The sequence below is a fragment of the Ancylobacter crimeensis genome (assembly GCF_023016805.1).
Classification (GTDB): Bacteria; Pseudomonadota; Alphaproteobacteria; order Rhizobiales; family Xanthobacteraceae; genus Ancylobacter; species Ancylobacter crimeensis.
Map to the genome: position 1 here is coordinate 116,977 of NZ_JALKCH010000008.1, position 23,580 is coordinate 140,556.

22 protein-coding genes are annotated in these 23,580 nt (G+C 69.4%); 9 read left to right on the top strand and 13 right to left on the bottom strand.

Annotated elements, in window-relative coordinates; all coding sequences use genetic code 11:
* Positions 1-1,431 (bottom strand): pseudouridine synthase (locus tag MWN34_RS13615; protein ID WP_247029841.1); only part of this gene is annotated, 1,431 nt, incomplete at its 3' end.
* A gap of 128 nt (positions 1,432-1,559) precedes the next feature.
* On the opposite strand from MWN34_RS13615, the gene MWN34_RS13620 reads away from it, so the two are divergent.
* Entirely contained in the window at positions 1,560-1,988 is a 429-nt protein-coding gene (locus tag MWN34_RS13620; protein ID WP_247029842.1) for a nucleoside deaminase, read from the top strand.
* 108 nt (positions 1,989-2,096) lie between these two features.
* Here MWN34_RS13620 and MWN34_RS13625 read toward each other — a convergent pair whose 3' ends face one another.
* From MWN34_RS13625 to MWN34_RS13680, 12 genes are all read right to left on the bottom strand, one after another.
* Positions 2,097-2,948: a YncE family protein gene (locus MWN34_RS13625; RefSeq protein ID WP_247029843.1), complete on the bottom strand. Its 852-nt coding sequence runs from the start codon at positions 2,946-2,948 to the stop codon at positions 2,097-2,099.
* A 286-nt stretch (positions 2,949-3,234) separates the two neighbouring features.
* Positions 3,235-3,765 (bottom strand): SRPBCC family protein, encoded by a 531-nt coding sequence (locus MWN34_RS13630; protein ID WP_247029844.1) that lies wholly within the window; start codon positions 3,763-3,765, stop codon positions 3,235-3,237.
* 5 nt (positions 3,766-3,770) lie between these two features.
* A complete protein-coding gene (locus tag MWN34_RS13635; RefSeq protein ID WP_247029845.1) occupies positions 3,771-4,784 on the bottom strand; it encodes a VWA domain-containing protein in 1,014 nt (337 codons plus the stop codon).
* Complete coding sequence (locus MWN34_RS13640; RefSeq protein WP_247029846.1) at positions 4,781-5,407, bottom strand: hypothetical protein; 627 nt, start codon at positions 5,405-5,407, stop codon at positions 4,781-4,783. Before MWN34_RS13640 ends, MWN34_RS13635 begins: the two co-directional genes overlap by 4 nt.
* On the bottom strand, positions 5,404-6,501 hold the full coding sequence (locus MWN34_RS13645) for a vWA domain-containing protein (protein WP_247029847.1): 1,098 nt from the start codon (positions 6,499-6,501) through the stop codon (positions 5,404-5,406). Before MWN34_RS13645 ends, MWN34_RS13640 begins: the two co-directional genes overlap by 4 nt.
* Positions 6,498-7,535, bottom strand: coding sequence for a nonribosomal peptide synthetase MxaA (locus MWN34_RS13650; protein ID WP_247029848.1), 1,038 nt, complete (start codon positions 7,533-7,535; stop codon positions 6,498-6,500). The genes MWN34_RS13645 and MWN34_RS13650 overlap by 4 nt, the downstream gene beginning before the upstream one ends.
* 3 nt (positions 7,536-7,538) lie before the next feature.
* Positions 7,539-8,507 (bottom strand): DUF58 domain-containing protein, encoded by a 969-nt coding sequence (locus MWN34_RS13655; protein WP_247029849.1) that lies wholly within the window; start codon positions 8,505-8,507, stop codon positions 7,539-7,541.
* Entirely contained in the window at positions 8,504-9,601 is a 1,098-nt protein-coding gene (locus MWN34_RS13660) for an AAA family ATPase (RefSeq protein ID WP_247029850.1), read from the bottom strand. Before MWN34_RS13660 ends, MWN34_RS13655 begins: the two co-directional genes overlap by 4 nt.
* 678 nt (positions 9,602-10,279) lie before the next feature.
* On the bottom strand, positions 10,280-10,594 hold the full coding sequence (locus MWN34_RS13665; protein WP_247029851.1) for a methanol dehydrogenase [cytochrome c] subunit: 315 nt from the start codon (positions 10,592-10,594) through the stop codon (positions 10,280-10,282).
* A gap of 142 nt (positions 10,595-10,736) precedes the next feature.
* Entirely contained in the window at positions 10,737-11,327 is a 591-nt protein-coding gene (gene moxG / locus MWN34_RS13670) for a cytochrome c(L), periplasmic (RefSeq protein WP_247029852.1), read from the bottom strand.
* Positions 11,328-11,452: 125 nt separating this feature from the next.
* The gene (gene moxJ / locus MWN34_RS13675; RefSeq protein WP_425532116.1) at positions 11,453-12,355 is read right to left on the bottom strand and encodes a methanol oxidation system protein MoxJ; all 903 of its coding nucleotides are present in this window, start codon (positions 12,353-12,355) and stop codon (positions 11,453-11,455) included.
* 271 nt (positions 12,356-12,626) lie between these two features.
* Complete coding sequence (locus tag MWN34_RS13680; protein ID WP_247029854.1) at positions 12,627-14,531, bottom strand: methanol/ethanol family PQQ-dependent dehydrogenase; 1,905 nt, start codon at positions 14,529-14,531, stop codon at positions 12,627-12,629.
* Positions 14,532-15,022: 491 nt separating this feature from the next.
* On the opposite strand from MWN34_RS13680, the gene MWN34_RS13685 reads away from it, so the two are divergent.
* The 8 genes from MWN34_RS13685 (at position 15,023) to MWN34_RS13720 (ending at position 23,498) form a co-directional block, all read left to right on the top strand.
* Positions 15,023-15,742: a hypothetical protein gene (locus tag MWN34_RS13685; RefSeq protein ID WP_247029855.1), complete on the top strand. Its 720-nt coding sequence runs from the start codon at positions 15,023-15,025 to the stop codon at positions 15,740-15,742.
* Positions 15,739-17,370 (top strand): LapD/MoxY N-terminal periplasmic domain-containing protein, encoded by a 1,632-nt coding sequence (locus tag MWN34_RS13690; RefSeq protein WP_247029856.1) that lies wholly within the window; start codon positions 15,739-15,741, stop codon positions 17,368-17,370. Before MWN34_RS13685 ends, MWN34_RS13690 begins: the two co-directional genes overlap by 4 nt.
* Positions 17,367-18,017 (top strand): response regulator transcription factor, encoded by a 651-nt coding sequence (locus tag MWN34_RS13695; protein WP_247029857.1) that lies wholly within the window; start codon positions 17,367-17,369, stop codon positions 18,015-18,017. Before MWN34_RS13690 ends, MWN34_RS13695 begins: the two co-directional genes overlap by 4 nt.
* Before the next feature lie 245 nt (positions 18,018-18,262).
* On the top strand, positions 18,263-19,423 hold the full coding sequence (locus MWN34_RS13700) for a transporter substrate-binding protein (RefSeq protein WP_247029858.1): 1,161 nt from the start codon (positions 18,263-18,265) through the stop codon (positions 19,421-19,423).
* Positions 19,420-20,013: an ANTAR domain-containing response regulator gene (locus tag MWN34_RS13705; protein ID WP_247029859.1), complete on the top strand. Its 594-nt coding sequence runs from the start codon at positions 19,420-19,422 to the stop codon at positions 20,011-20,013. The genes MWN34_RS13700 and MWN34_RS13705 overlap by 4 nt, the downstream gene beginning before the upstream one ends.
* Positions 20,014-20,018: 5 nt before the next feature.
* Positions 20,019-20,861, top strand: coding sequence for an ABC transporter permease (locus tag MWN34_RS13710; RefSeq protein ID WP_247029860.1), 843 nt, complete (start codon positions 20,019-20,021; stop codon positions 20,859-20,861).
* A gap of 4 nt (positions 20,862-20,865) precedes the next feature.
* Entirely contained in the window at positions 20,866-21,786 is a 921-nt protein-coding gene (locus MWN34_RS13715) for an ABC transporter permease (protein WP_247029861.1), read from the top strand.
* Between the two features lie 173 nt (positions 21,787-21,959).
* Positions 21,960-23,498, top strand: a complete 1,539-nt coding sequence (locus MWN34_RS13720) for an ABC transporter substrate-binding protein (protein WP_425532117.1) — start codon at positions 21,960-21,962, stop codon at positions 23,496-23,498.
* The last annotated feature ends 82 nt before the right edge of the window (positions 23,499-23,580 follow it).

Consider the following 23,580-nt stretch of genomic DNA (forward strand, 5'->3'; position numbering starts at 1 on the left):
GAACGGACGCTCGCCACCCTCGGCACCTTCGGGACGCGGGGTGCGGGGCCGGAAGGACCGCTCGCCTTGTCCCTCACCCTCGCGGCGCGGGGTGCGGGGCCGGAACGGACGCTCGCCACCCTCGGCACCTTCGGGACGCGGGGTGCGGGGCCGGAAGGACCGCTCGCCTTGTCCCTCACTCTCGCGGCGTGGGCCGCGGGAGCGGAACGGACGTTCGCGGCCCTCGCCGTCCTCTGGACGGAGATTGCGCGGACGGGAGCGGCGCTCGTCGCGGGTGTCGTCGTCGCGACGAGCCGAACGGGCGCGGAAGGTGCGTTCACCCCCGGTCTCCGGGCGGGCGCCGCGGCGATCATCCCCGCGACGCGGTTCTTCGGACTGCTCCGGCGACTCGTTGGAGCGCACGCGCTGCACCAGAAACTTTCGGCCCTTGCGGTCGGAGAGGATACCGGCCTTCACGGTCTTTTCGGGCGTCGTCTCGGTGCCGATGGGCTTGCGGCGCGGGCGCGCGCTCTCGACATCGCCGGGGCGCGTCTCCTCGGCGCTGTGGCCACGGCCACGGGCGGGGCGCTCCTCCTCCTCGTCGGGAACCGCATGGTCGAAGACCGGGCCCGTGAAGTCGGCGCCGGCGGCGGCGGAAAGCTCCGGTCCCAGCTGGTCGGCCAGCACGCGGGTGCGTACCTCGAGCGCCTCGCCGGCGGGAATCTCCGCGAGCTGGAACGGGCCGTAGGAGAGCCGGATCAGCCTGTTGACCTCGAGGCCGAGTGCGCCGAGCACGTTGCGCACCTCACGGTTCTTGCCTTCGCGCAGTGCCAGCGTCAGCCACAGATTGGATCCCTGTACCCGGTCGAGCGTCGCCTCGATGGGGCCGTACTGGATGCCGTCCACGGTGATGCCGGCGATGAGCGCGTCGAGCTTGTCTTGCATCACCGAGCCCTTGGCGCGCACGCGATAGCGGCGCAGCCAGCCGGTTTCGGGCAGTTCCAGCACCCGGGCGAGGCCGCCATCATTGGTGAGCAGGATCAGGCCTTCGGTGTTGAGGTCGAGCCGCCCCACCGTGACGAGGCGCGGCAGGCCGGGGGGCAGGATCTCGAACAGGGTCGGCCGGCCCTCGGGATCGTAATTGGTCGTCACCACGCCTTTGGGCTTGTGGTAGAGGTAGAGCCGCGTGCGCTCTTTCGCTGGCAGTGGCTCTCCGTCCACGGTGATGGCGTCCTGGGCGGTCACGGTGCGGGCCGGGCTCTCGAGCACCTCGCCATTCACCGCGACGCGGCCTTCCGCGATCCATTCCTCGATTTCGCGCCGCGAACCGAGGCCGGCGCGGGCGATCACCTTCGCGACCCGCTCGGCCTCCTTCGGCTCGACAGGGGCGAGGGCGCGGGGCGCGCGGGGAACGCGGTTCTGGTCCTTGCGGGGCGGCAGCTTTTTCGGCATGGGTGCGATCCGGTATCGGGCCGGCGGTGCTATCACGTTCGGCGAAGCGAGGCGAGCCTTTGACTGAGCAGGAATCGCGCGCCGCGTCCATCGGACTTTCACGGGCCGAGCCTTCACGATCCGGTTTCATGGAGCGCGCCCTCGCCGAAGCCCGCGCCGCCGCCTTGCGCGGGGAGGTGCCAATCGGTGCGGTGATGGTGCGCGCGGGCGAGGTGATCGCCGCCGCCGGCAACCGGACGCGGCAGGATGCCGACCCCACCGCCCATGCCGAGATGCTGGTGTTGCGTGCCGCGGCCCAGCGGCTCGGGACCGACCGGCTGTCCGACTGCGACCTCTATGTCACGCTGGAGCCCTGCACCATGTGCGCGGGCGCGATTGCCTGGGCGCGGCTGCGCCGGGTCTATTACGGCGCGGCCGATCCCAAGGGCGGAGCGGTGGAGAGCGGGGTGCGCTTCTTCGCGCAGGCCACCTGTCACCACGTGCCGGAGCTTTACGGCGGGCTCGCCGAAGCGGAGTGCGCCGAGCTGCTGCGCGCCTTCTTCCGCGAGCGCCGCTAGAGCATTTCGAGCGAAGTGGGTACCGGTTCGCGGGAAGACAATGCGATCGGACAATAGGTTAGAGCCATTCATCGATTCCGTGAAACGATAAATGGCTCCAGGCGGTTCTCAGGGCAGCGCCACCATCATACGCGGGCCGGCCCTGACCTTGATGCGGGCCAGGATCCGGGTGGCGCCGGCATCGGTGAGCACCACCTCATCCTCGCCCCAGGACGCGACCGCGAGCATGTCGCCGGCGACGACCACGCCTTCGGGATAGTCGATGCCGCGCAGACGGGCACCCACCGTGCCGCTGGTGGGATCGAGAAGGGCAAGCTCGCCGCTCTGCTGGTTGGTGACCGCGATCTGCCCACTCCCGTCATCCGCAGCGCCCAGCGGGGCGACGCCATAGGGCATTAGCCCGACCTTGGGGCGTCCGGCCTCCTTCAGCGTTGCGGCGTCTATGATGGAAAGGTCGCCGCTCTGCACATTTGCGATGTAGGCATGGGCGCCATCCGGCGACACCGCGAGCGCGAAGGGCGCGCGGCCAACCGGCACGGCGGCGAGGCGCTTCATCGCCGCGACATCGACGATGCTGACCTCGTTGCTCTCGCGATCCGCGACATAGGCGATGTCGTGGGCCCGATCGAGCGCGAGGCCGGCGGGCGACTTGCCGAGCGCGACCCGCCCGGTCTCTCTTCCGTCAGCGGCATCGACACGGATCAGCGCATCCGACTCCCAATCGCTAAGCACGAGGCTCGCCCCATCCGCGGTCACGGCAATGCCGAAGGGCTCCTTGCCGGCTTTGAATGTCGTGGTGACCCTGCCCGCGGCGACGTCGACCCGCGAGACGAGGCCGAGATCGGGGTGGGTCACATAAACCGTGCGCCCATCCGGGCTGGCGGCGATGGCGGCGGGCACACGCTCCAGCGGGATTTCCGCGCGGATCGTCCGGCTGGGCAGGTCCAGCAGCGTCAGCACGCCGGCCTGCTGGGAGACGACGGCGAGCGTTGTCGGGGCGGTTTTTGCGGCCGCCGCCGCCGGGGCGGCAGGGGCCGTCTGCGCATGTGCCGACAGAGGGACGGATGCCGCTAAAAATGCGAGCAGCACGGGGACTACGGCCGGACGCTGTCCCGCGACAGCCCGAAGCCGGCGCGCCAGGAGAGCCCGGGCGCAACGGTCCATGGTCCCCGGTCTCACGATCGGTCCCTCACGCAGCGGCGTCTCGATCCGTCATCGCCCGGGCGACTGTCTCTCACACTGTTCCTCAAGGCTTGGCCACCTTAGCTTTCAGCCCATCGAGGCCCTTTTTGAAGAAGTCGGTCATGGCGTCGATGGCCGACTGGTCGTCCTGGCCTTCGGCCGGCTCGTTGGTGGTGTCGGCGCGGTAGAAGCGGCCGCCCCAGGTCACCTGGCTGCCGCCATCGGCCGGCTTCACCTGGATTTCCGCGGTGTAGAAGCTCACCGGCAGGGCCTCGATGTTCTCGGTGGACATGCGGTAGGCATAGCGGTGGTCGGCGGCGTCGTATTCGTCGAGGCCTTCGGTGATGTCGCCCTTCTCCAGCGTGATGGTGCGCGAGGCGGTGCCGGCGGTGTTGTCGCCGGTCGCGGTCACCTTCTTCACCTCGGGATGCCAGTCGCCGATGCTGCCGAAATTGCCCATCACCTTCCATACCGCGTCGGGCGGCGCCGGGATGAGGATGCTTTCCTCGACCTTCTGCGGGGTGGGGCCGTGGGCGGTCGCGAGCGACGGAAGGGCGAGCAGCGCGACGAACGCCGCCAGGAACAGCTTCTTCATGTGGATCATCCGTAAGGTCGGGGGGAAGGAGAACGCAGCGGCGTCGGCCGCCGGTCGCGCCGGCGCGCCAATGCCGGCAACAGGGTGTAGACGAGGACGAGGGCGAGCAGAGCCAGACCCGCCGGCCAGCCATAGGTGTCGACGGGCACGGTGGCAGGACGCCGCGTGGTGGAGGCGAGCACCGCCGGTCCTAGGCTTTCCGGTCCGGCCAGATGGAAATAGGACAGGCCGAGTTGGTCGGCGATGGCGTGCAGATGCTCCTCATGCACCGCGCTGAGATGTTCCGTGCCGGTCGCGGCCTCGCCACCGAAGGGCGCGTTGCGCGGATTGTAGCCCGGGCGTTGCTCGGCATCGGCGGGCGGCGGCCCGAAACGGTTCTCCTGCGGCACGTCGGTCTCGGAATAGAAGCCGATCTCACGGCCTTCATCGTCGAATTTCGGGATCGGCGCCGGATCGAGCCCGCCTACGCCGACGATCAGCCCACGAATCGCAGGCTCGGTACGCTCGAAGGGCGGCAGCGAGTCGGAGGGCAGCGGCGGGGCTTCGTGGCCGTCGCTGAGGAAAACGAGATCGGCGTTCAGACTTTGCGCGAGTGTCCAGCTCGCCTGCGCGCCGCGGGCGATGTAGCTGTCGCCCTCCCACGCCATGCGCCAGTCCAGCGCGGCGATCTCGGCATCGAGCGCGGCGAAATTTTCACAGACCTCGGCCGGTTCCAGCAGCAGGAAGGCGCGGCGCTCGGTGAAGATCGCAAGGCCGGCGCGCGAGCGGCACGGCAGGTCCGCCAGTAGGGCCCGCATGGCGCGCTTGGCGCTTTCAAGCCGCGAGGCGGGCGCGCCGTCGAGGGTCGTATCGCGCACATTCATGCTGCCGGTGATGTCCACCACCATCACCACGTCGCGGGTGTGACGCTGCCGGTCGATGCGGGGCGCCACGAGCGCGACGATGCCCGCCGCCAGCGCCAGCAGTAGGAGCCAGAAGGCCGGGTCGCCCCTGAACCGGGACAGAAACCCCGTCATCATGGCAGGCCCTTGGGAAGGCCGGGCAATTCGATCCAGACATTTTTCAGGAGTTCGGGTCCGACCTCCTCGTCCCCTTCCTGGTCGATCTTGGGAAAGTCACGCACCAGCCGCATGGCGATGTCGAGATTGTACTTTGCATCCCACATCTCCGGCTCGAGGGTCAGGGCCCGCCGGTAGCCGTCCTTGGCGAGGCGCACGAGCGGCGCGGCGGCGTCGAACTCATTGCCTTCCAGATGCCCGAAGGCGGCGTGGAGCCGGCTATTGGCCATGTTGTAGAGTGCGGCGGCGACGAGGGGGCGGGGCGCGGTGCGCATGATGTGGGAGAGCACAGGCTGGGCTTCGTCCAGCCGATCGCGCTGGAGCAGGAACGTCAGGCGGGCAAAGGCGAGTTCGGGCCGCGCATCGGCTGGCACCTCCACATTCTTCCCGCCATCGACCAGCGCATGGATATCGGCGTTGGTGCGCATGGCGCGGGCGAGTTTCCAGCCATCGACGGCCGTGACGGCGACCGCGATGGCGAGCACGAGGGCCGTGGCCCAGATCAGCAGGCGGCGCCAGCCGAGGCGGCCGCGGAACCGGGTGGCGAGCGGGGCGGCGACTGCGCGGATCGGCACGGCCGTCATGCAGCCCTCCTTTGGGATTCGGAATCCTGCGTCCGGACAGGGTGAGCCGCGCGCCCGGGGGCGACGGGTGTGGCTCGCAACGGCCGCTCGAAGGGACGCTCGGCGAGTTTGGCCGACAGCAGGAGGCCGAGCGCCAGAATCGCCACCACCAGCAGAAGACGGGCATAATCCTGCCGGGGCACGCGCTCTTCATAGAGCAGCGGATGGGTTTCCTGCCGGTCGATCTCGGCGATCGCCTGTTCCACCGCCTGCGGGCTTTCCGCCTCGAAGGCGCGGTAGGGCACGCCGAGGCTCTTCATGAACAGGTGCAGATGGCGCTCGGGATAGGCCTGCGGGGTGTCGTCGCCGATCGGGGCCGGAGCGAAGATGCTGGGCGCGCCCTTGGACCGCAGGAAGAGCCAGTAGAGATGCACGGGATTGCGCAGGATCTCGTCGCGCAGGAACTCCTGCACCTTCTGGTCGATCACGGCGGCGCCGTCGGACACCAGCAGTAGCGCGCGCGAGGCGTTCTCGCTGGCGGCGTCGAAGCGGGTCAGCGCCATGGCGAGGCCGCGGCCGACATCGGTGTAGGACAGCGCCGGCCGGTCGATGGCGGCGATGGCGGCCTGCACCGCGCCGTGATGGTCGGTCAGCGGCAGCACCGGCATCGGGGAGGTGGAGAAGGCGACGACGCCGATGCGGTCGTGCTCGCGCCGGGCCACGAACTCGCTCAGCAGCCGCTTGGCCGCATGGGATTTCGATTCCTCGCCGCCGGTCGGCGTGGTTTCGGCGAAGGTGTTGTCCATGCTGGAGGAACGGTCGAACAGCAGCACGATGTTGGCGCCGTGGCCCTGCCGTTCGACGGTCTGCTCGCGCCGGTGCAGCCCCGCCAGCGCGAGCACCAGCGCCGCGATCGCGACCATGCCGGACACCCGCAGCAGGCCGGCGACGATGCGGGACAGCTGGTCCGGCGGGGCGAGGGCAAGGGAGGGGGCGCGCTGGCGCAGCAGCGGCAAGTTCAGCAGCGGCAGAGAAATCAGGAAAAGCAAAGCTAAGACAAGGGGATAGTCGACGCCGAAGCCGCCCGGAAACTGTCCCGCAAGCATCCCCTTCATGCCGCGGTCCTCTCGATGGCGCTGAGCCGGCGGGCGAGGCCGGGCACGGCTTTCGGCGCCAGCAGGGTGCCGGCGCTTCCGGCGTCGGCGGCGAAGAACAGGCGGCGGGAGGCGGCGAACAGGGTTTCCAGCTCGGGGGCGGCGGGCCGGTAGTCGGGGTGGTCGTCGAGGAAGCCGGGAAGGTCCTCCGCGAGCACCCGGCGGCCGGCCGTCGCGTCGAGCGCGCGGTGCAGGGCGAGCAGCGCGTCGCGATAGACCGGTGAGTCCGATGAGGTGGACGATGAGTCCAGCTCCGGCCCGGCGCGGCGGATAGCGCGCAGCGCCGCCGCGAAGGGCCGCGCGCGCATCCGGCGGAACGGCCCCCAGCCGAACTGGGCGGCGAGTGCGGCGAGCGCCAGCAGAGCCACCCCGGCGGCTCCGATCGTCGCTGTGACCAGCCTGCGGGTCGGCACGTTCGCAGGGGCGATGTCGCTGCGCAGCCGCAGCGCCTCGCCGGAGGCGGAGCCGGCGACCTCGCGCAGCGGGGTCATGACGAAGCTCCACGCCGGCACCTTCGCATCGGTGCTGCGAATGCCGTCGCTGGCGGTGAGGGTCAGTGCGGGGATCTCCAGCCGCTTCGGCTCCAGCGGGGCGTAGAAGGTCTGGTAGTCGAGCCACAGCCGGTAGCGACGGGTGCCCTCGCGGATGCCGAGATCCTCCAGCCGCACATTCTGCAGGTTCAGCCAGTAGGTGAGCGCCCGCGCCCGCGGCAGGGAGGCGGGCTCGATATGATAGGCGGGATCGAGCGCGATCTCGATCTCGTGCCGGATTGCGTCGCCCAGCAGATAGCCGAAATTGCGCGGCGGATAGAGGTCGAGAGCGCGGAACGGGCCGCCGGCCGGCAGAACCGGCGCGTTCGCGGTGTCCCCGGCGCCGGCGCCCTGGGTGCGCTCCTGCTCCTCGCTCTGGGTGTTGACCTGCGCCTGCGCGGGAGCCGCGATGGCCAGTGCGAGGAGAAGGCCGGCCGCAAGGAGGGGAGAAAGGCGGGCGCGCATGGTTCAGCCCTCCAACAGATGGCGGGCGAGGGCGTCGGCGTCGAGCCGGTCCACCAGATGGAACGCGCGCGCGCCGTGGGCGGCGAACAGCGCGTCCAGCGCCGCGCGCCGCGCACGGGCGGCGGCCCGCCAGCGCGCGCGCAGTGCCGGGCGCATGACGACGAGCCGTCTTGCCCCGGTTTCCAGATCGGCGAGCTGCACGAGGCCCCAGCGCGGCAGATCGCGCTCGGCGGCGCTGTCATGCAGCACAACGGGAATCACGTCGTGCCGCCACAGGGCGTCGAGGAGCCGTCCGATCTCGTCCGCCGGCATCAGGAAATCGGAGATGAGGAAGACCATGCCGCGTCGGGCGGGCAGGCGCTCGGCGGCGGCGACGAGGCCGGCGCTGCCGGCGCCGTCGGGTTCGGCGCGGGCGAGGCGGCTGCGCACCTCGGTCTCGATGCCGCGGCGCCGGCCGGCGGGCAGATCGACATCCTCGCGCGGGGCCGCGCCCGCCCCGTGCAGGGCGAAGCTGTCGCCGATGGCCTGCGCCGAGGCGGCGAGCAGGGTGCAGAGCTCCGTCACCGGGCCTGCGACGAGGCCGCCGAAGCGCATGGAGGCGGAGAGGTCCACCAGCGCCGCGACCGCGATGGCCCGGCGCGGTGCATATTGGCGCACATGCAGCGTGCCGAAGGGGTCGCGCAGCGAGGCGAGCACGTCGAGCCGGCGCGGATCGGGGCTGCGGGTCAGCTCGACATGGCGGCGGAACGCGCCCTCGCCGCCTTCGCCGCCGCCGGCATGGGCGCCGGGACGGATGCCGCGCGGACGCCAGCGCAGCGCATAGGCGAGCGTGCGCGGTCCCGCGGCGGGGGCCTGCGCCGCGGCCGGAGCGGGCCGGAGGCGCGCCGGCCTGTCGCCCGCGGTCCCGACCCTGCCCGCGGTCTTCTCCCAGCCCGCTCCGGCCGCGCCCGCTCCAGCTGCGCCCGTTCTCATGGCGCGGGCACCGTCGCGAAGACGCCGGCGATCAGCTCGGCCACCAGCGCGTCGCGCCGCAATTCGTAGACCGGGTCGAGGAAGATGCGGTGCGCCATCACCTCCGGGAAGACGGCGCGGATATCTTCCGGCACCACCATGTCGCGGCCGTCGAGCCAGGCGCGGACGCGAGCGGCACGCACAAGGTAGGACATGCCGCGCGGGCTCGCCCCGCCCATGACGAGGCGGTCCATCTCGACGCCGGGGATGTCGATGCCATGGCCGGCGGGATCGCGGACCGCATCCCACAGCGCGGTGACGTAGGTCTCCAGCACCGGGCTGGCGGTGACGCCGGTCTGGATGGCGCGGGCGACCGTGTCGAGCTGGGTCGGGTCCAGCACGCCTTCGCGCACCTCTTCCATCAGCGCGTCGATATCATGGAAGCGCGGATCGAAGATCAGCCTGCGCCGCGCATCGGCCTGCGCCGGCATGTCGACCGCGATCTCCATCAGGAAGCGGTCGCGGGCGGCGGCGGGCAGCTCGAAAGTCTCCTCGCGCTCCACCCGGTTGCGGTCGGCGAAGACCTGGAGATGCGGGAAAAAATAGTCGCGATTGAAGGCGGAGACCGTGCGCTCGGCCATCAGCCGCAGCAGCAGCGAATGAACCTGCGGGCGGGCCCGGTTGATCTCGTTGAAGAAGAAGATGGAGAGGTCGCCGGCCTGTTTCAGCAGCGGACCGGGATCGATGCGCGGCTTGCCGTCCTCGCCGAGATGGGCGTGGTAGACGAGGTCCGCCGGCATCAGGTCGATGGTGCCCTCGATGCGGGAGAAGGAGCCGCCGATGGCGCGGGCGACGGCGCGCAGCAGCGTGGTCTTGCCGACGCCGACATCGCCTTCCAGCAGGACATGGCCGCGGGCGAAGGTGGCGATGGTGATGAGGCGGATGACCCGTTCCTGACCGAGCACCGCCTTGCCGACTTCGCGCTCGAAGGCGAGCGCACGCTCGCGCCAGGTCGCGAGCAGGGGGTTGGCGAGCAGGGAGGTGCCGGGCTGCGGGCCGGTCGTGGACGGGGCCAGGGATCCGGCGGCGGGCGAGGCAACGGACTGGGTCTGCATCACGTTCTCCCGGCCTTGCTCACGGCACGGGAGCCGCGCGGCCGCAGGACCCCGGCGGGACGCAGGCGCGCGCCGGCCGCGGAGCCGGGACGGCCTGGTGCGGCGCGGCCGGGATACGGCCGGGGAAGGAAAGGGGAAGGGCGCAAATGCCGGCGGGCGTGCCGGCGGAGGGCGTGCGGGGAAAGGGCGTGCCGGGCATGGCTCTCCCCGAGAAAGGTTCGCCCCGCGGATGCGGCTCGGCACGGACTGCGCATGACGTGACGCCCTTGTCGGGGAAAGGGCACGACCGCGGGTCGGGAGCGACCCGCGGTCGTGCCAAGTGCCCACCGATATCCGTAAGGCCCGGGAAGGCCGACCGGAGGAACGCGTCGCCGGGCCGGAGAAGCACCGGCGTCTTCGGGTGGGATCTCATGAAAGTCGTGCGCGGCCGGAAGAAGGCCCGGTGATGTTCGGTTCACCGGGTCCGCTCCAGCCTTTTGCCGCCATGCATCGCGCAGGCAGATCCGCACGACGCCACGCAAGCCGCCCCTGCCGCGAAGGCGAGCCCTGCGCGAAGGCCGGCGGGCCTTCACGGCAGGTTTCTTCGCGGCAGGTTCCTTTGCGGCAGGTTCCTGCCCCGGCTGGTCCGACCGGAGCCTGTCAGGGGCGAGCGGCTGTCTCACCCGGCGGCCGGGCGGCTCAGTCGGCGATCTTCTTGACGTCGTATTCCCACTTGCCGGTCTTCTTGAAGTTGGCGACCCGCTGGGCGTTCCGCTCTTCCATGCCCCTGATGGACTCGGACTGCTTGGCGAGTTCCTTGGGGTCGTGCTTCGGGTCGAACTTGCTGCCGGCAATGACGGCGGGGAAGCCGGGCTTGGGCTCCCAGCAATTGCCGGGGGCGCGGCAGTTGGTGCCGTCATAGGCGAGCGCCGGGGCAAGCGCGGCGAAGCCGACGACACCCGCCAGGGCCAAGGCGGTGGAGATGGGAAGCAGGCGCGAAATCGAGGTGGTCATGCATCTCTCCTGATCGTTTCCGGGTGGGTACGGCGCCTCGTGGCGCTCTCCTTCGGTGCGGCGGATGTCCTGGTGGAACATCGCGCCGGTGCCGCAGGCGCGCCGGGAGGGTCTGGGCGCGTCTGCGAGGCTCGGCTCGCCCTCAGCCCGTCCCGCCGCATTCGGGCGGCGTGACGTCGGAAGGCTGGATCGGATTGGTGTCGTGGTTGAAGGCCTTGAAGGCCTTCTGCTGCTCCGGCGTCAGCCAGGTCGCATCCTTCACGTCGTCCTTGTAGAAATGGCGGACCCAGGCGATGACCAGCAGCATCTCGTTGAGGTTCAGCGCGCCGTACATCGGGCCCATCTGACCGGTGGCGCCGCCATAGACCGTCTCGAAGATGCCCTTGTTGGTGGCGTTGCCGGGATAGGTCCAGTAGCTGTCGTTCAGGCCCGGCCCGATCTTGCCCTCGCCGTAATGGCCATGGCAGCCCGAGCACATGGTGAGGAACAACTCCTCGCCCTTGGGAAGGCAGAGCTTGTTCTCGATATAGAGATTCTCGCCGGTCTCCAGAAAGTGCTTCACTGCCGGAGTGTCGCGACCTTCCTCGGGAGCCTGGCTGAAGTCCAGCGGCTCGCCGGTGACGGTGTTGGTGAACATCAGTTCGGCGAGGGCGCTGGAATTGTAGGCGCCGTAGCCGAGGGTACCGAACAGCAGGAACGCGGCGGCGGTTTTCGCCAGAGAACGTCTCTTCATCGATAGTGGGCCTTTTCGCGGGGGCTTGGCTCTTGAGGCCTGGCTTTGGCCGGGTGGTGCAGAAACCGGGACGGGGCGCGGGAGGGCAGAAGGACGCGAAATGCGGCCCGCCCGACGCCGCTGTCTCAGCTATTGGGCTTCAGGACCGGGATGCCCTCGTCCGAGAGGATCTTGTCGATCTGCGGACGGGCCTTCTCCAGCGCGGCGTTGATCTCGCCGAGGAGCGCGGTGTCGTCCTTTCGCACCCCGATCGACTGGTCATAGTGCAGCGGGATCTTCGGGCCGCCCTCGGTCGCGGAGAAGTCGTCGGCCATCACCGTGATGGTGAGCGGCACGGTCGAGGTCTTCACGTAGCGGGCGACCTCGGGGGCGAAGGCGATGGCGACGTCGGCGTCGCCCTTGGCCACTTCGCTGACGAGACGGTCGCCCGGGACCTGGACCCACTGGTTGCGGCGGGAGACGAAGTTCACCAGCGAATACATGTAGGCGGCGTTGTCCTCGTAGCGGCCGAGGCGCTTCACCATGGCTTCAGCGGGCGAGTAGAAGCGGAGGGCGAAGCGGGTCTGCTCCTTCACCTTCGGGTCGTCCCACCGGTTGGCGGTGATGTTGCGGTCGGTCCGCGTCACCAACACGTAACCGGTGCGGTAATAGGGCTTGGAGGTGGCGACGCGCTCGTCGCCGGCGTCCACGCCCATCACGACGTCGCAGCTATTGGCGTCGAGCATGTCGCGGACCATGTAGACGCCCGGACGGTCGGAGCGCACGAAAACCGCCTTGCGGCCCATGGCTTCGGCGAGCACCTGGGCGATGCGGTCCTCGAAGCCGGTATCGCCCTTCTCGGAGAAGGGGGCCTCGACATTGGAGGCGCAGATGCGCAGCTCGCCGGGACGGGCGGGTGCGGCGGCGTCGGCGGCCGGCTGCTCGCCGGCATTGGCGGCCCATGCGGGCGCGGCCAGCAGAGCGAGGGCGAGCGCCGCGGCGGCCGTTCCGGTGAAGGATCGCGACCGGCGGCGCCGGGAGGCGGGCATGGAACCGGAGCTGGCGGGGGTCACGCTGACGGTCATGGTCGGGTTCCTTCCTTGGGGCGCGTTCCACCTGAACCTTGCCGCGGCCTCAGGGCTCTCGGGGGCAAGGGATTTTGAAGAGGAGCAGGATCTTGAAGAGAGCTGTCGTGCGGGCCGCGACGTGTCGGCCCGGCGGCGTCGTCACGGTCCGGGGACCGGGAACCACCCGCCGCCGGGGGAGAGGCGGCGGCGGGTGGTCAGGCGGCGTTTCGGCCGACGATCCGGTGAGCGCGGATCAGTTGGCGGCGCGGATCACCTTGGTGGAGTATTCGCCGACGTTCGGATCCGAGTACGGACCCTTGCCGTCGAGCGAGAACACCATCACGCCGCCGCCCATCTGGGTGTAGTGCTGGAGGTTCTTGAACGCGCCCACCGCGCCGAGACCGGCGGTCGGGTCGTTCAGGTCGAACACCAGGCCGACGCCCGCCCAGCCGCCGACCCCGTACAGGATCGCGACATACTGGGTGCCGTTGTGGGTGAAGGTCATCGGATGACCGATCACGCCGGAGGGCAGCTTGAACTTCCAGAGCAGTTCGCCGGTGTCGCTGTCGCGGGCCTTGATGAACCCGTCCAGCGTTCCGTAGAACATCACGCCGCCGGCGGTGGCAAGAGTGCCGCCCCAGGCCGCGAAGCGCTCCATGACTTCCCACTTGAACTTGTTGTTGATCGCGTCATAGGCCTTCACCTGACCCAGACCCAGATAGTTCTGCCGGTCACCCTTCGGGCCGGGATACATGTTCAGGGTGGCGCCGACGAAGAACTGACCGGCACGGTAGGGAAGCATGAAGGGCTCCCAGTCCATGCAGATGTGGTTCACGCCCATGAAGAAGGTCTGGCGCGTCGGATCGTAGCTGTCGTGGCCCTGGTTGTGGTAACCCATGGCCGAGGGGCAGATGTCGCGGCCCTTGTGGTCCATGCGGGTGCCGAATTCCGGGTCGCGCTGCGGCAGGCCGGTCTTCAGGTCGACCTGCTTCACCCAGTTCACGGTGTCGTCGATCTTGTCGGCCGAGACGAGGTCGCCATTGGTCCGGTCAAGAGTGTAGACGATGCCGTTGCGATCCGGGTGGGTCAGCAGCTTGCGCAGCTTGCCGGTCCTGTCCTTCTGCTCCGAGAGCATCATGACGTTGACGCCGGCATAGTCCCATTCGTCGTGCGGGGTCTTCTGGTAGCCGAACTTGGCCATGCCGGTGTCGACGTCGCGACCCCAGATGGTCATGGTCCACTTGTTGTCGCCCGGACGCATGGTCTCGTTCCAGGGCGCCGGGTTGCCCGACCCGTAATAGATCAGGTTGGTGTCCGGGTCGTAGGCGTACCAGCCCCAGTTGGTGCCGCCGCCGATCTTCCAGGCGTCGCCTTCCCAGGTGGAGAGGCCGAGGCCCTTCTGGCCGTATTGCGGGTTGTCCTTGTTGAAGTCGTCGCCGATGCCGATGTCCTCGTCGGAGCCGGTGGCGTAGCGGCGCCACTTCTGCTCGCCGGTCTTCACGTCATAGGCGGTAACATAGCCGCGCACGCCGAGCTCGGCGCCCGAGGAGCCGATGATCACCTCGTCCTTCACCACATAGGGGGCGATGGTCAGGGTGGAGCCGACCTTGATGTCGGAGTTCTCGACCTTCCAGTACTCCTCGCCGGTCTCGGCGTTGAGCGCCACGACGTTGCCGTCGAGCTGGGTCTTGAGGATGAGCGCCGGTACCTTGCCGTCGCCCGGCCAGTAGGCGAGGCCGCGGTTCACGACGTCGCAGCAGGCGACCGCGCGGGCGGTGGCGGGCTGCTTGGGCTTGTGCATCCACACGATGTGGCCCGGGTCGTCGAGATCGAGGGCATAGGTGATGTTCGGGAAGGACGTATGGACATACATCCGGTTGCCGATCACCAGCGGGGTGCCTTCGTGGCCGGAGAGCACGCCGGTGGAGAACGACCAGGCAGGACGCAGCTGCTTGACGTTCTCCTTGGTGATCTCCTTGGCCTCGCTGTAGTTGTTGGCATTGTAGTTCTTGCCGGTCATCGGCCAGTTGTCGGTGCTCTTCGACAGCTCGACGAGCTTGTCGTTGGCCGCCGCCGGGGTGATGCCGGCAGCTCCCACCATCGCGCCGAGCGCGACGACGAGCGACAACGCGGACACCGAAGACGTCAATCGGGTCATCTTGACTTCCCTCGCGTTTCCAGTCCCAGGAGCGCCCGGCTCGATCCTTCGATACGGCCGGGCTGTTATGCCCCGACAGCCCCGATCCGGCGGGCCGCGGTACGGCGCGCTTCGGTCATGGCGGCGGGGTTTCTTATGAATTTCTCAAGTCATTCTTGCTTGTTGCATAATAGTTTGCGCGATCGACGGGACGTGTCTTGAGGAAGCTCGGCAATTAGACCCGGGAATAGATGGTAACGTTCCGGGAAGTTTTGCCTGTTGGTCGCGTGCCGGAAATTTGGAATGAGGAAAAATCAGCCGTATTTGCAGCCGGTTGTGCGGCATTTGCACCCGGTGAAGGGTTCCGCGGCTTGCGTGCGGACGGCAATGAGAGCACCTATAGGTGAGGTGCGGCACTCTGGTGCAGTCAATATTCATAAGAAGAGCATAAGTATACGTCGATGCCGGCTTTTCGTCGCCACGCACGGTTTCTGTCGATATCGCGCATCCTCATGAAGATGCTTGCGCTTTCGGCCGCCTGCCTGCTGGCCGGCTGCGGCGAGCAGGAAGACTCGCAGGCGCGCGGACAGACCGCGTCGCCGCAGGCCCGCGAGGCCGGTCGGGCGGTGGACCGGCAGGATGCCGCACCCCACGGGGGCGACCCGGTTCTTTCCACCCGCGAGAAGGCGCCCACCCCCGCGCCCGACGATCTCGCCAGGCGCAGCCACCTCGGCCAGATGGACGGTGCCACCCCCGGCCGCTGGCTCGCCAGCCGCGAAGCCGGCCATGACGTGCCGGAGATGGACCCGGCGGTGGAACGCTGGAACACGCTGCTGGCCGATGCCGATTCGCGCTTCGACGAGAGCGGCCGGATGATCGCGAACCGGCTGGTCCAGCTCACCGAAATGCTGGCCGAAAAGGACCTCGCCGAGCCCGGGCAGCGGCTGCTGGCCGACCTCTCGGCGCTGGCGGTGCCGGGCGCGCGGGCCGGTTTCGGCACGGTGTGCCAGTATTATTTCAACCTGCGCCGCGGCGGCATGGAGCGCGACGCTGCGCTTGCCCTGCTCAAGACCCAGGCGCCGCCCTCCGCCAACCGGAGCCGGTCCGATCCGCTGCCGTCCAAGCCCGCGGAAGTGGGGCGCCCGGCGGCGGTGTCGCCCGAGGGCATGCCGCCGGACGTGCGGCCGGCCGTGCCCTCGCCTCCGCTACCCTCGCCGGGTGACCAGCCATGAGCCCGACCTCGGGTGTCCTGCGGCCGGCGCGCGGCGGCCCGATGATGCGCCTGCGCCGCGGCGGCGGGCATCTGCTGCGTCGCCTCCTGCGCGAGCCCTGGACCGTGCTGTGGCGTGCGCGTTCGCTGCGGGTGCAGGTTCTCGCGGTGCTGGTGGCGGCCAATCTCGTGGCCGGCCTCGGCGCGGCGGCGCTGGTGGTGGCCAATGCCAGGCGCGCCACCAATGTCGAGATCAGTGCCTCGCTCGCCATCGCCGCGCGATTCGTCGAGGGTCAGGTCCAGCGCCTCGCCGCGCGGGGCGGGGCCAGCGCCTCGCTGGCGGAGCTGCCGCTGCACATCGGCGGGCTGCGCCATGTCCGCATCCGCATCGAGGACGCCAAGGGCCGGGTGCTCGACGTCACGCCCAATGAGAGCAGCCTCGCGCGGGGCGATGACGTGGACGGCGACGGCGAGCGCGATGCCGTCATTTCCGAGGTGCCGGCCTGGTTCACCCGGCTCGTCGACGTGGCGCCGATGAGCCGCGAGATCTCGATCCATGACGGCACCACCCAGCTCGGCCGCGTGCTCGTCTCCGGCGAGAGCGCCGACGAGATCGCCGAGGTGTGGGAGGACATGTCGAGCCTCACCATGCTGGCGCTGGTGGTGAATGTCGCCATCCTCGCCGCGCTCTACATCGCGCTCGGCCGGCTGTTCGCGCCGCTGCGCGACCTGTCCGCCGGCATGCAGGCGTTGGAGGCGGGGCGCTTTCAGCACCGGCTCGGCCGGCCGAGGATGCGCGAATTCGAGGCCATCAACGCCCGCTTCAACGCGCTGGCCGGAGCTTTGCAACTCGCCCGTGCCGACAATGAGCGCCTCACCCGCCGGCTGGTGACGGTGCAGGACGACGAGCGTGCCCGCATCGCCGCCGAGCTGCACGACGAGCTGGGTCCCTGCCTCTTCGGGGTGCGGGCCAATCTCGAATCGGTCGCCCGCCTGGCGGAGGGCGCCGAGTCGGTTCTGGCCGCCCGCCTCGCCGAGCGCACCGCGACCGCGACCGACATCGTGGACCGGATCCAGCTCCTCAACCGCCGGCTTCTGCGCTCCATCCGCCCGATGGCGCTCGGCCATGTGCCGCTCAACGAATTGCTGGCCGAGTTGCTGGCCGATTTCGGCCGCACCGTGCCGGACCGCAGCTTCACCCTCACCAGTACCCCCATGACCCGCAGCTATGAGGAAGGCGTCGGCCTCACCATCTATCGCTGCGCGCAGGAGGGCGTGACCAATGCGGTGCGCCACGGCGCTGCCCGCCATGTGGTGCTGCGCCTCGCCGAGACCGGGCTTTCCGATCGCCCGACCCTGACCCTCGTGGTGGAGGATGACGGCACCGGAATCCGGCCCGGCGCCGAGGCGGGCTACGGGCTCACCGGCATCGGCGAGCGGGTGGCCGCGCTCGGCGGGCGCTGGAGCATCCGCAAGGCCTCGACCCGCGGGCGCTGGCCCGGCACCCGCGTGGAGGTCGAGATCCCGGTCACCGAAGGCGGCCAGGTGGACCGCGAAGGTCCCGCCCGTCCCGGATTCCTGACCGGGCACCTCACCGGATACCGGCCCGACGCGGCGGGTCCACGACGCAAGGAGACCGCCACCTCATGACCAGCGTGCTGGTGATCGACGACCATCCCATCGTCCTGCAGGGCTGCGCGCGGCTCCTCGAGGATGCGGGGGTGGAGAAGGTGCTGACCGCGAGCAGCGTGATCAGCGGCTACCGGCAGTTCCGCCGCGAGAAGCCGGACGTGGTGATCGTCGACCTCGCTTTGCACGGCAACGGGCTTTCGGGGCTGATGCTGGTGCGCAGGCTGCGCAGCCAGAGCGCGCGCACGCCCATCCTCGTCTTCTCCATGCACGGCGACCCGGTGATCGCCAGTCGCGCGCTGGAGGCGGGAGCCACCGGCTATGTGCTGAAGGACACCTCCTCGGGCGGGCTGATCGACGCGTTCGAGAAGGTGCGCCGCGGCCAGCCCTATCTCAGCCACGAACTCGCTTTGCAGGTCGCGATGCTGGGCCGCAGCGCCGGCAGCGCCAACCTCGCCGACGTGACGCCGCGCGAATTGCAGGCCATCTCGCTGCTCGCCGAGGGCAAGACCTACACCCAGATCGCCGACGAACTCGGCATCAGTTACAAGACGGTGGCGAACACCTGCTCGCAGCTCAAGGCGAAGCTCGGCGCCACCAGCCTGCCGGAGCTGATCCGCCGCTCCATCCAGTATGTCTCCTCCTCGCCCGGCGCCGCCGCGCGCTGAACGAAAGGATTGCGGAGAGCCGCTGACAGGCGGTTGACAGCGGACGTCGGGATCGTGTTTTAATCACGCTCAATCGGTGGGCAGCTCTCCGGCTGTCTTCACCGCTCCAACGACATCGGCCGCAAAGGCCAGAGGGCAACAGCGCCCCGCGAACATGCCAGCGTCATGTGCCATCATGACGGGAGGCGTGTCCGTGGGGTTTTTGCGTTCTGCACCCGCGCCGCCACCGGACGACCGAACACGCGATGACAGACCCGATCCGCATCGGCATCCTCTATTCCACCACCGGGCCCTATGGCGCCTTCGGGCGGGACTGCACGGATGGCGCGGTGCTCGCGGCCGAGGCGCTGAACGAAGAGGCGCTGAAGGGGAGGGGCCTGCCGGTCGAACTCGTGCTCGCGGATCCGGCGGGCGAGGCCGGGCGCTATGTGAGCCTTGCCCGCGCGCTGCTGCGCGAGAAGGGTTGCCGCCACATCGTCGGCACCGCGCTCTCCGCCGCCCGCAAGGACGTGACGCCGCTGGTCGAGAAGCACGACGCGCTGCTCTGGTATCTCTGCCCCTATGAGGGGTTCGAGGCCAATGAGAACATCATCTACACCGGCGCCTGCCCGAACCAGCATCTGCTGCCGCTGTTCGAGCACCTGATCCCGCGCCATGGCGGGCGGGTGTTCCTGCTCGGCGCCAATTATGTCTGGGGCTGGGAGATGAACCGGCTCGCCCGCGAATTGCTGGACGCGGCCGGCGGCGAGGTGGCGGGCGAGCGCTTCCTGCCGATCGAGGAAACCGAGATCGGCCGGCTGATCGCCGAGATCCGCGCGGCGCGGCCCTCCTTCATTCTCAACAACCTCATCGGCCCGTCGAGCTACGCCTTCCTCGCCGCGATGCGCGCGCTGGGCCGTGAGGAGCCCGCCTTCCGCCCCGAGGCCTGCCCGGTGGTGAGCTGCGACCTCACCGAATGCGAGCTGCCCGAGATTCCCGACGGCGCGGGGGTGGGCCAGCTCGCCGCGGCCTGCTGGTTCGACAGCCTCGACCTACCCGAGAGCCGCGCCTTCCGGGCGCAGGCGGCGGCGCGGTTCGGGGCCGGGCGGCGTTTCTCCTCCTTCTTCTCCGGGGCCTATGCGGCGGTCCGGCTCTGTGCCGAGGCGATCCGCGCGGCGAGCACCGACGAGCCGGCGGCGGTCCGCCGGGCGGTGTGCGGGCCGGTGCACCCGACGGTGCAGGGGCCGATCCGCATCGACCCGCGCACCAACCATGCGGCGCTGCCCTTCCATCTCGGGCGGATCAACGCGGAAGGCGGCTTCGACGTGATCGCCTCGCGTCCCCCGGTCGCCGCCGATCCCTATCTCACCGGCGTCCGGTCCGGCAGCCGGATCGCCGCGCCCACGCATCTGCGGGTGGTGTCATGAGCGGCGCGGGCGTCACCACCCCCCATTTCGTCGGCCGCCGCGCCCTCATCCTGCACCGCCCGGACGAGGCGGTGGCGCGGCTGGAGCGACAGCTTCGCGTGATCGGGCTGGAGGTCGAGCAGCGCTGGGCGCCGCTGCGGCCGGAGGAGCGCTTCGACGTCGTTCTGGTGGATGCCGACCAGGGCTGGAACGGCCTGCTGCCCTGGCCGGCGGAGGAGGCGCGCTGTCCGGTGGTGGCGCTGCTCGCCTCCGAGGCGCCCGGGCGCATCGCGTTCGCCATCGCGCAGGGGGCCGGCGCCCTCATCGCCAAGCCGGTGAATGCGGCCGCGGTCTATCCGGCGCTGGTGCTGGCGCTCTACATCTTCGCCGAGCGTGCCGCGGCGCGGGCGAAGATCGAGGCGCTTCAGGAGCGGCTGCGGCTGCGCGGCGCGGTGCTGCGGGCGGTGGACATGATCGCGGCGCGCCACTGCCTCGACGAAGAGGAGGCTTATCGCCGGCTGCGCCGCTTCGCGATGGACCGCCGGCTCACCGTGGAGCAGGCCGCGGCGAGCGTGCTGGCGGGGCGCAGCCACCTGCCGGAAGCGGGGTGAGTCACATGTTCCGCACGCTCCTGCGCCGTCCCTCGCTGCTGATCGGCCTCATCGTCATCGCGCTCGTGCTGGCCGGCGCGCTCTTCGCCCCGCTGATCGCGCCCTACCAGCCCGATGCCCAGATGTTCGACGGGCTCTCGCTGGAAGGCGCGCCGCTGCCGCCCTCGCACCAGTTTCCGCTCGGCACCGACACGCTGGGCCGTGATCTCTTCTCGCGCCTGCTCTATGGCGCGCGCACCTCGCTGCTGATCGGCCTCGTCGCCAACGGCATCGCGGTGCTGATCGGCCTGCTCATCGGGACGATAGCCGGCTATTTTTCCGGTCTGGTCGGCGGCACGCTGATGCGCTTCACCGACCTGATGATGGCGTTCCCCGCCCTGCTGCTCGCCATCGTGCTGGCGGCGCTGCTGCATCCGAGCCTGTGGATCGTGGCGCTGGTGATCGCGCTGGTGAACTGGGCGCAGGTGGCGCGGATCGTCTACACCGAGACCCGCTCGCTCGCCGAACGCGACTTCATCCTCGCCGAGCGGGCGATGGGAGCGGGCCATCTGCGCATCCTCGTGCTGCACATCCTGCCTCATCTGGTGCCCACCGCGATCGTGTGGGGCACGCTCGGCATCGCGACCACGGTGCTGCTGGAGGCGACGCTGTCCTTCCTCGGCATCGGGGTGCAACCGCCGGAGCCTTCCTGGGGCAACATCGTGTTCGAGAGCCAGAGCTATTTCCAGCAGGCGCCCTGGCTGGTCTTCTTCCCCGGCGCGGCGATCCTGATGACCGCGCTCGCCTTCAACCTCGTCGGGGACGCGCTGCGCGACATCACCGACCCGACCCAGCGCGGGAGGGGCTGACGCCATGCTGGCCCTTCTCGCCAAGCGCCTCGTCCAGTCCGCGCTCATCCTGCTCGGCGTGGCCGCCATCACCTTCGTGCTGCTCTACGCGCTGCCGGCCGATCCTGCCGTGCTGCTGGCCGGGCGGTCGGCGACCGCGCAGACGGTGGCGAACATCCGTCACCAGCTCGGGCTCGACCAGCCGCTGCTCGTGCAGTTCTGGCACTATCTCGGCAATCTGCTGCAGGGCGACCTCGGCCGGTCCTTCACCCAGAAGACCGATGTCGCGCCCCTCATCCTCGCCCGCCTGCCGGCGACGCTGACGCTGATGGCCGCGGGCATCGCGATGGAGCTGGTCATCGGGGTCAGCCTCGGCATCCTTGCCGCGCTGCGCCGCGGCGGGCTGGTGGACCGGCTGGTCATGAGCCTGTCCTTCGTCGGCGTCTCGACCCCGCAATTCCTGGTGGCGCTGCTGCTGCTCTACGTGTTCGCCGCCACGCTCGGCTGGTTCCCGATGTCGGGCTACGGCACGGCGGCGCACATCGTGCTGCCGGCAGCCACCCTCGGCATCCTCGGAGCCGGCTGGTATGCGCGCATCGTGCGCTCCTCCATGATCGACGTGCTCAACCAGGATTATGTGCGCACCGCTCGCGCCAAGGGCCTGTCGCGCCGGCGCATCGTGCTGCGCCATGCCCTGCCCAACGCGATCCTGCCCGCCATCGCCATGATCGGCATCGACATCGGCCAGTTCATGAGCGGCGTCGTGGTGGTGGAGGCCGTCTATGGCTGGCCGGGGATCGGCCAGCTTGCCTGGCAGGCGATCCAGCAGGTGGACATCCCGATCATCATGGGCGTCACGCTGGTCTCCGCCGCCGCCATCGTCATCGGCAACCTCGTCGCCGACCTCACCGCACCACTGATCGACCCGCGCATCCGTGCGGGCTGAGCCTTCCGAGAACCATAAGCAAACTGAACAGAGGGTATCTGAGCATGCTGAAGACCCTGTCGCGGCTTCCGTCCCTGCCCCTGAGCCGCAGCCGGCTGCTGCGTTCCTCGGTGCTGGCCGTCGCTATCGCCTTCGCCCCGGCCGTGCTGGCGCCCGGCTTCGTGGCCCCTGCCATGGCGCAGACGCCCGGCGGCGACATCGTCGTCACCTACAAGGACGACATCGCCACCCTCGACCCGGCCATCGGCTATGACTGGCAGAACTGGTCGATGATCAAGAGCCTGTTCTCGCGGCTGATGGACTACACGCCCGGCACGCCGAATCTGGTGCCCTCGCTGGCCGAGAGCTTCACCGTCTCCCCGGACGGGCTGACCTATGTGTTCAAGCTGCACAAGGGCGTAAAATTCTCGAATGGCCGCGAGGTCGTGCCGGCGGACGTGAAATATTCCATCGAGCGCGCGGTGAACCCGAAGACCCAGGGCCCCGGAGCCGGCTTCTTCGGCGCCATCGAGGGCTTCGATGAGTTCAGCGCCGGCAAGGCGGACGGCCTGTCGGGCATCACCACCGACGCCGACAGCGTGACCTTCAAGCTCTCCCGCCCCGACGCCACCTTCCTGCACGTCCTCGCGATCAACTTCGCCTCGGTGGTGCCGAAGGAAGTGGTGGAGGCCGAGGGCGCCGATTTCGGCAAGAAGCCGGTTGGCTCCGGCACCTTCATCCTCAAGGACTGGGTGATCGGGCAGAAGCTCTCCTTCGTGAAGAACAAGGACTATTTCCAGAAGGGCGTGCCCTTCATCGACAGCTTCACCGTCGAGATCGGGCAGGAGCCGCTGGTGGCGGTGCTGCGCCTGCAGAAGGGCGAGGTCGACATCGCCGGCGACGGCGTGCCCCCGGCCAAGTTCCTCGAAATGACCAAGTCGCCGGACGCGGCGGGCATGATCGTGGACGGCGAGCAGCTCCACACCGGCTATGTGACGCTGAACACGAAGATCAAGCCGCTCGACAATGTGAAGGTGCGCCAGGCGCTGAACATGGCGATCAACAAGGATCGCATCGTGCGCATCGTCAACGGCCGCGCGACCCCGGCCAACCAGCCGCTGCCGCCGCTGATGCCGGGCTATGACAAGGACTTCAAGGGCTATGCCTACGATCCGGCCAAGGCCAAGGAACTGCTGAAGGAAGCGGGCCTGCCGGACGGCTTCTCCACCGTGCTCTATTCCACCAACACCGATCCGCAGCCGCGTATCGCGCAGGCGATCCAGCAGGATCTCGCCGCGATCGGCGTGAAGGCGGAGATCAAGGCGCTGGCGCAGGCCAACGTCATCGCCGCCGGCGGCACCGAGGGCGAGGCCCCGATGATCTGGTCGGGCGGCATGGCGTGGATCGCCGACTTCCCGGATCCGTCCAACTTCTACGGCCCCATCCTCGGCTGCGCCGGCGCGGTGGCGGGCGGCTGGAACTGGTCCTGGTACTGCAACAAGGATTTGCAGGCGCGCGCGGTCGCGGCCGATTCGATGTCCGACCCCGCGAAGGTGAAGGAGCGCGAGGCGGCCTGGGGCAAGGTCTTCACCGACATCATGGCCGACGCGCCGTGGATTCCGGTGTTCAACGAGCGCCGCATCGTGGCGAAGTCGAAGCGCATGGGCGGGCCGGCGGAGATCTATGTCGATCCCACCCGCGTCATCAATTACGACGCGATCTTCGTGAAGTAAGGCCTTCATTCCCGTCATCCCGGCTGTGCTCCGCGCGCCGGCCGGGATGACCGCATCGTTCTTCCCCCGCGCCCCCGCAACG

Excerpts from the sequence above, each read along its gene's own strand:
- MWN34_RS13705 (WP_247029859.1), top strand. The coding sequence starts at position 19,420 with ATGAGCGGCGCGGGCGTCACCACCCCCCATTTCGTCGGCCGCCGCGCC.
- MWN34_RS13635 (WP_247029845.1), bottom strand. The coding sequence starts at position 4,784 with ATGATGACGGGGTTTCTGTCCCGGTTCAGGGGCGACCCGGCCTTCTGG.
- MWN34_RS13660 (WP_247029850.1), bottom strand. The coding sequence starts at position 9,601 with ATGCAGACCCAGTCCGTTGCCTCGCCCGCCGCCGGATCCCTGGCCCCG.
- MWN34_RS13695 (WP_247029857.1), top strand. The coding sequence starts at position 17,367 with ATGACCAGCGTGCTGGTGATCGACGACCATCCCATCGTCCTGCAGGGC.
- moxG (WP_247029852.1), bottom strand. The coding sequence starts at position 11,327 with ATGAAGAGACGTTCTCTGGCGAAAACCGCCGCCGCGTTCCTGCTGTTC.
- MWN34_RS13650 (WP_247029848.1), bottom strand. The coding sequence starts at position 7,535 with ATGCGCGCCCGCCTTTCTCCCCTCCTTGCGGCCGGCCTTCTCCTCGCA.
- MWN34_RS13690 (WP_247029856.1), top strand. The coding sequence starts at position 15,739 with ATGAGCCCGACCTCGGGTGTCCTGCGGCCGGCGCGCGGCGGCCCGATG.
- MWN34_RS13655 (WP_247029849.1), bottom strand. The coding sequence starts at position 8,507 with ATGAGAACGGGCGCAGCTGGAGCGGGCGCGGCCGGAGCGGGCTGGGAG.
- MWN34_RS13720 (WP_425532117.1), top strand. The coding sequence starts at position 21,960 with ATGGCGCAGACGCCCGGCGGCGACATCGTCGTCACCTACAAGGACGAC.
- MWN34_RS13665 (WP_247029851.1), bottom strand. The coding sequence starts at position 10,594 with ATGACCACCTCGATTTCGCGCCTGCTTCCCATCTCCACCGCCTTGGCC.
- MWN34_RS13630 (WP_247029844.1), bottom strand. The coding sequence starts at position 3,765 with ATGAAGAAGCTGTTCCTGGCGGCGTTCGTCGCGCTGCTCGCCCTTCCG.
- MWN34_RS13640 (WP_247029846.1), bottom strand. The coding sequence starts at position 5,407 with ATGACGGCCGTGCCGATCCGCGCAGTCGCCGCCCCGCTCGCCACCCGG.
- MWN34_RS13715 (WP_247029861.1), top strand. The coding sequence starts at position 20,866 with ATGCTGGCCCTTCTCGCCAAGCGCCTCGTCCAGTCCGCGCTCATCCTG.
- MWN34_RS13680 (WP_247029854.1), bottom strand. The coding sequence starts at position 14,531 with ATGACCCGATTGACGTCTTCGGTGTCCGCGTTGTCGCTCGTCGTCGCG.
- MWN34_RS13685 (WP_247029855.1), top strand. The coding sequence starts at position 15,023 with ATGAAGATGCTTGCGCTTTCGGCCGCCTGCCTGCTGGCCGGCTGCGGC.
- MWN34_RS13700 (WP_247029858.1), top strand. The coding sequence starts at position 18,263 with ATGACAGACCCGATCCGCATCGGCATCCTCTATTCCACCACCGGGCCC.
- MWN34_RS13620 (WP_247029842.1), top strand. The coding sequence starts at position 1,560 with ATGGAGCGCGCCCTCGCCGAAGCCCGCGCCGCCGCCTTGCGCGGGGAG.
- moxJ (WP_425532116.1), bottom strand. The coding sequence starts at position 12,355 with ATGCCCGCCTCCCGGCGCCGCCGGTCGCGATCCTTCACCGGAACGGCC.
- MWN34_RS13710 (WP_247029860.1), top strand. The coding sequence starts at position 20,019 with ATGTTCCGCACGCTCCTGCGCCGTCCCTCGCTGCTGATCGGCCTCATC.
- MWN34_RS13645 (WP_247029847.1), bottom strand. The coding sequence starts at position 6,501 with ATGAAGGGGATGCTTGCGGGACAGTTTCCGGGCGGCTTCGGCGTCGAC.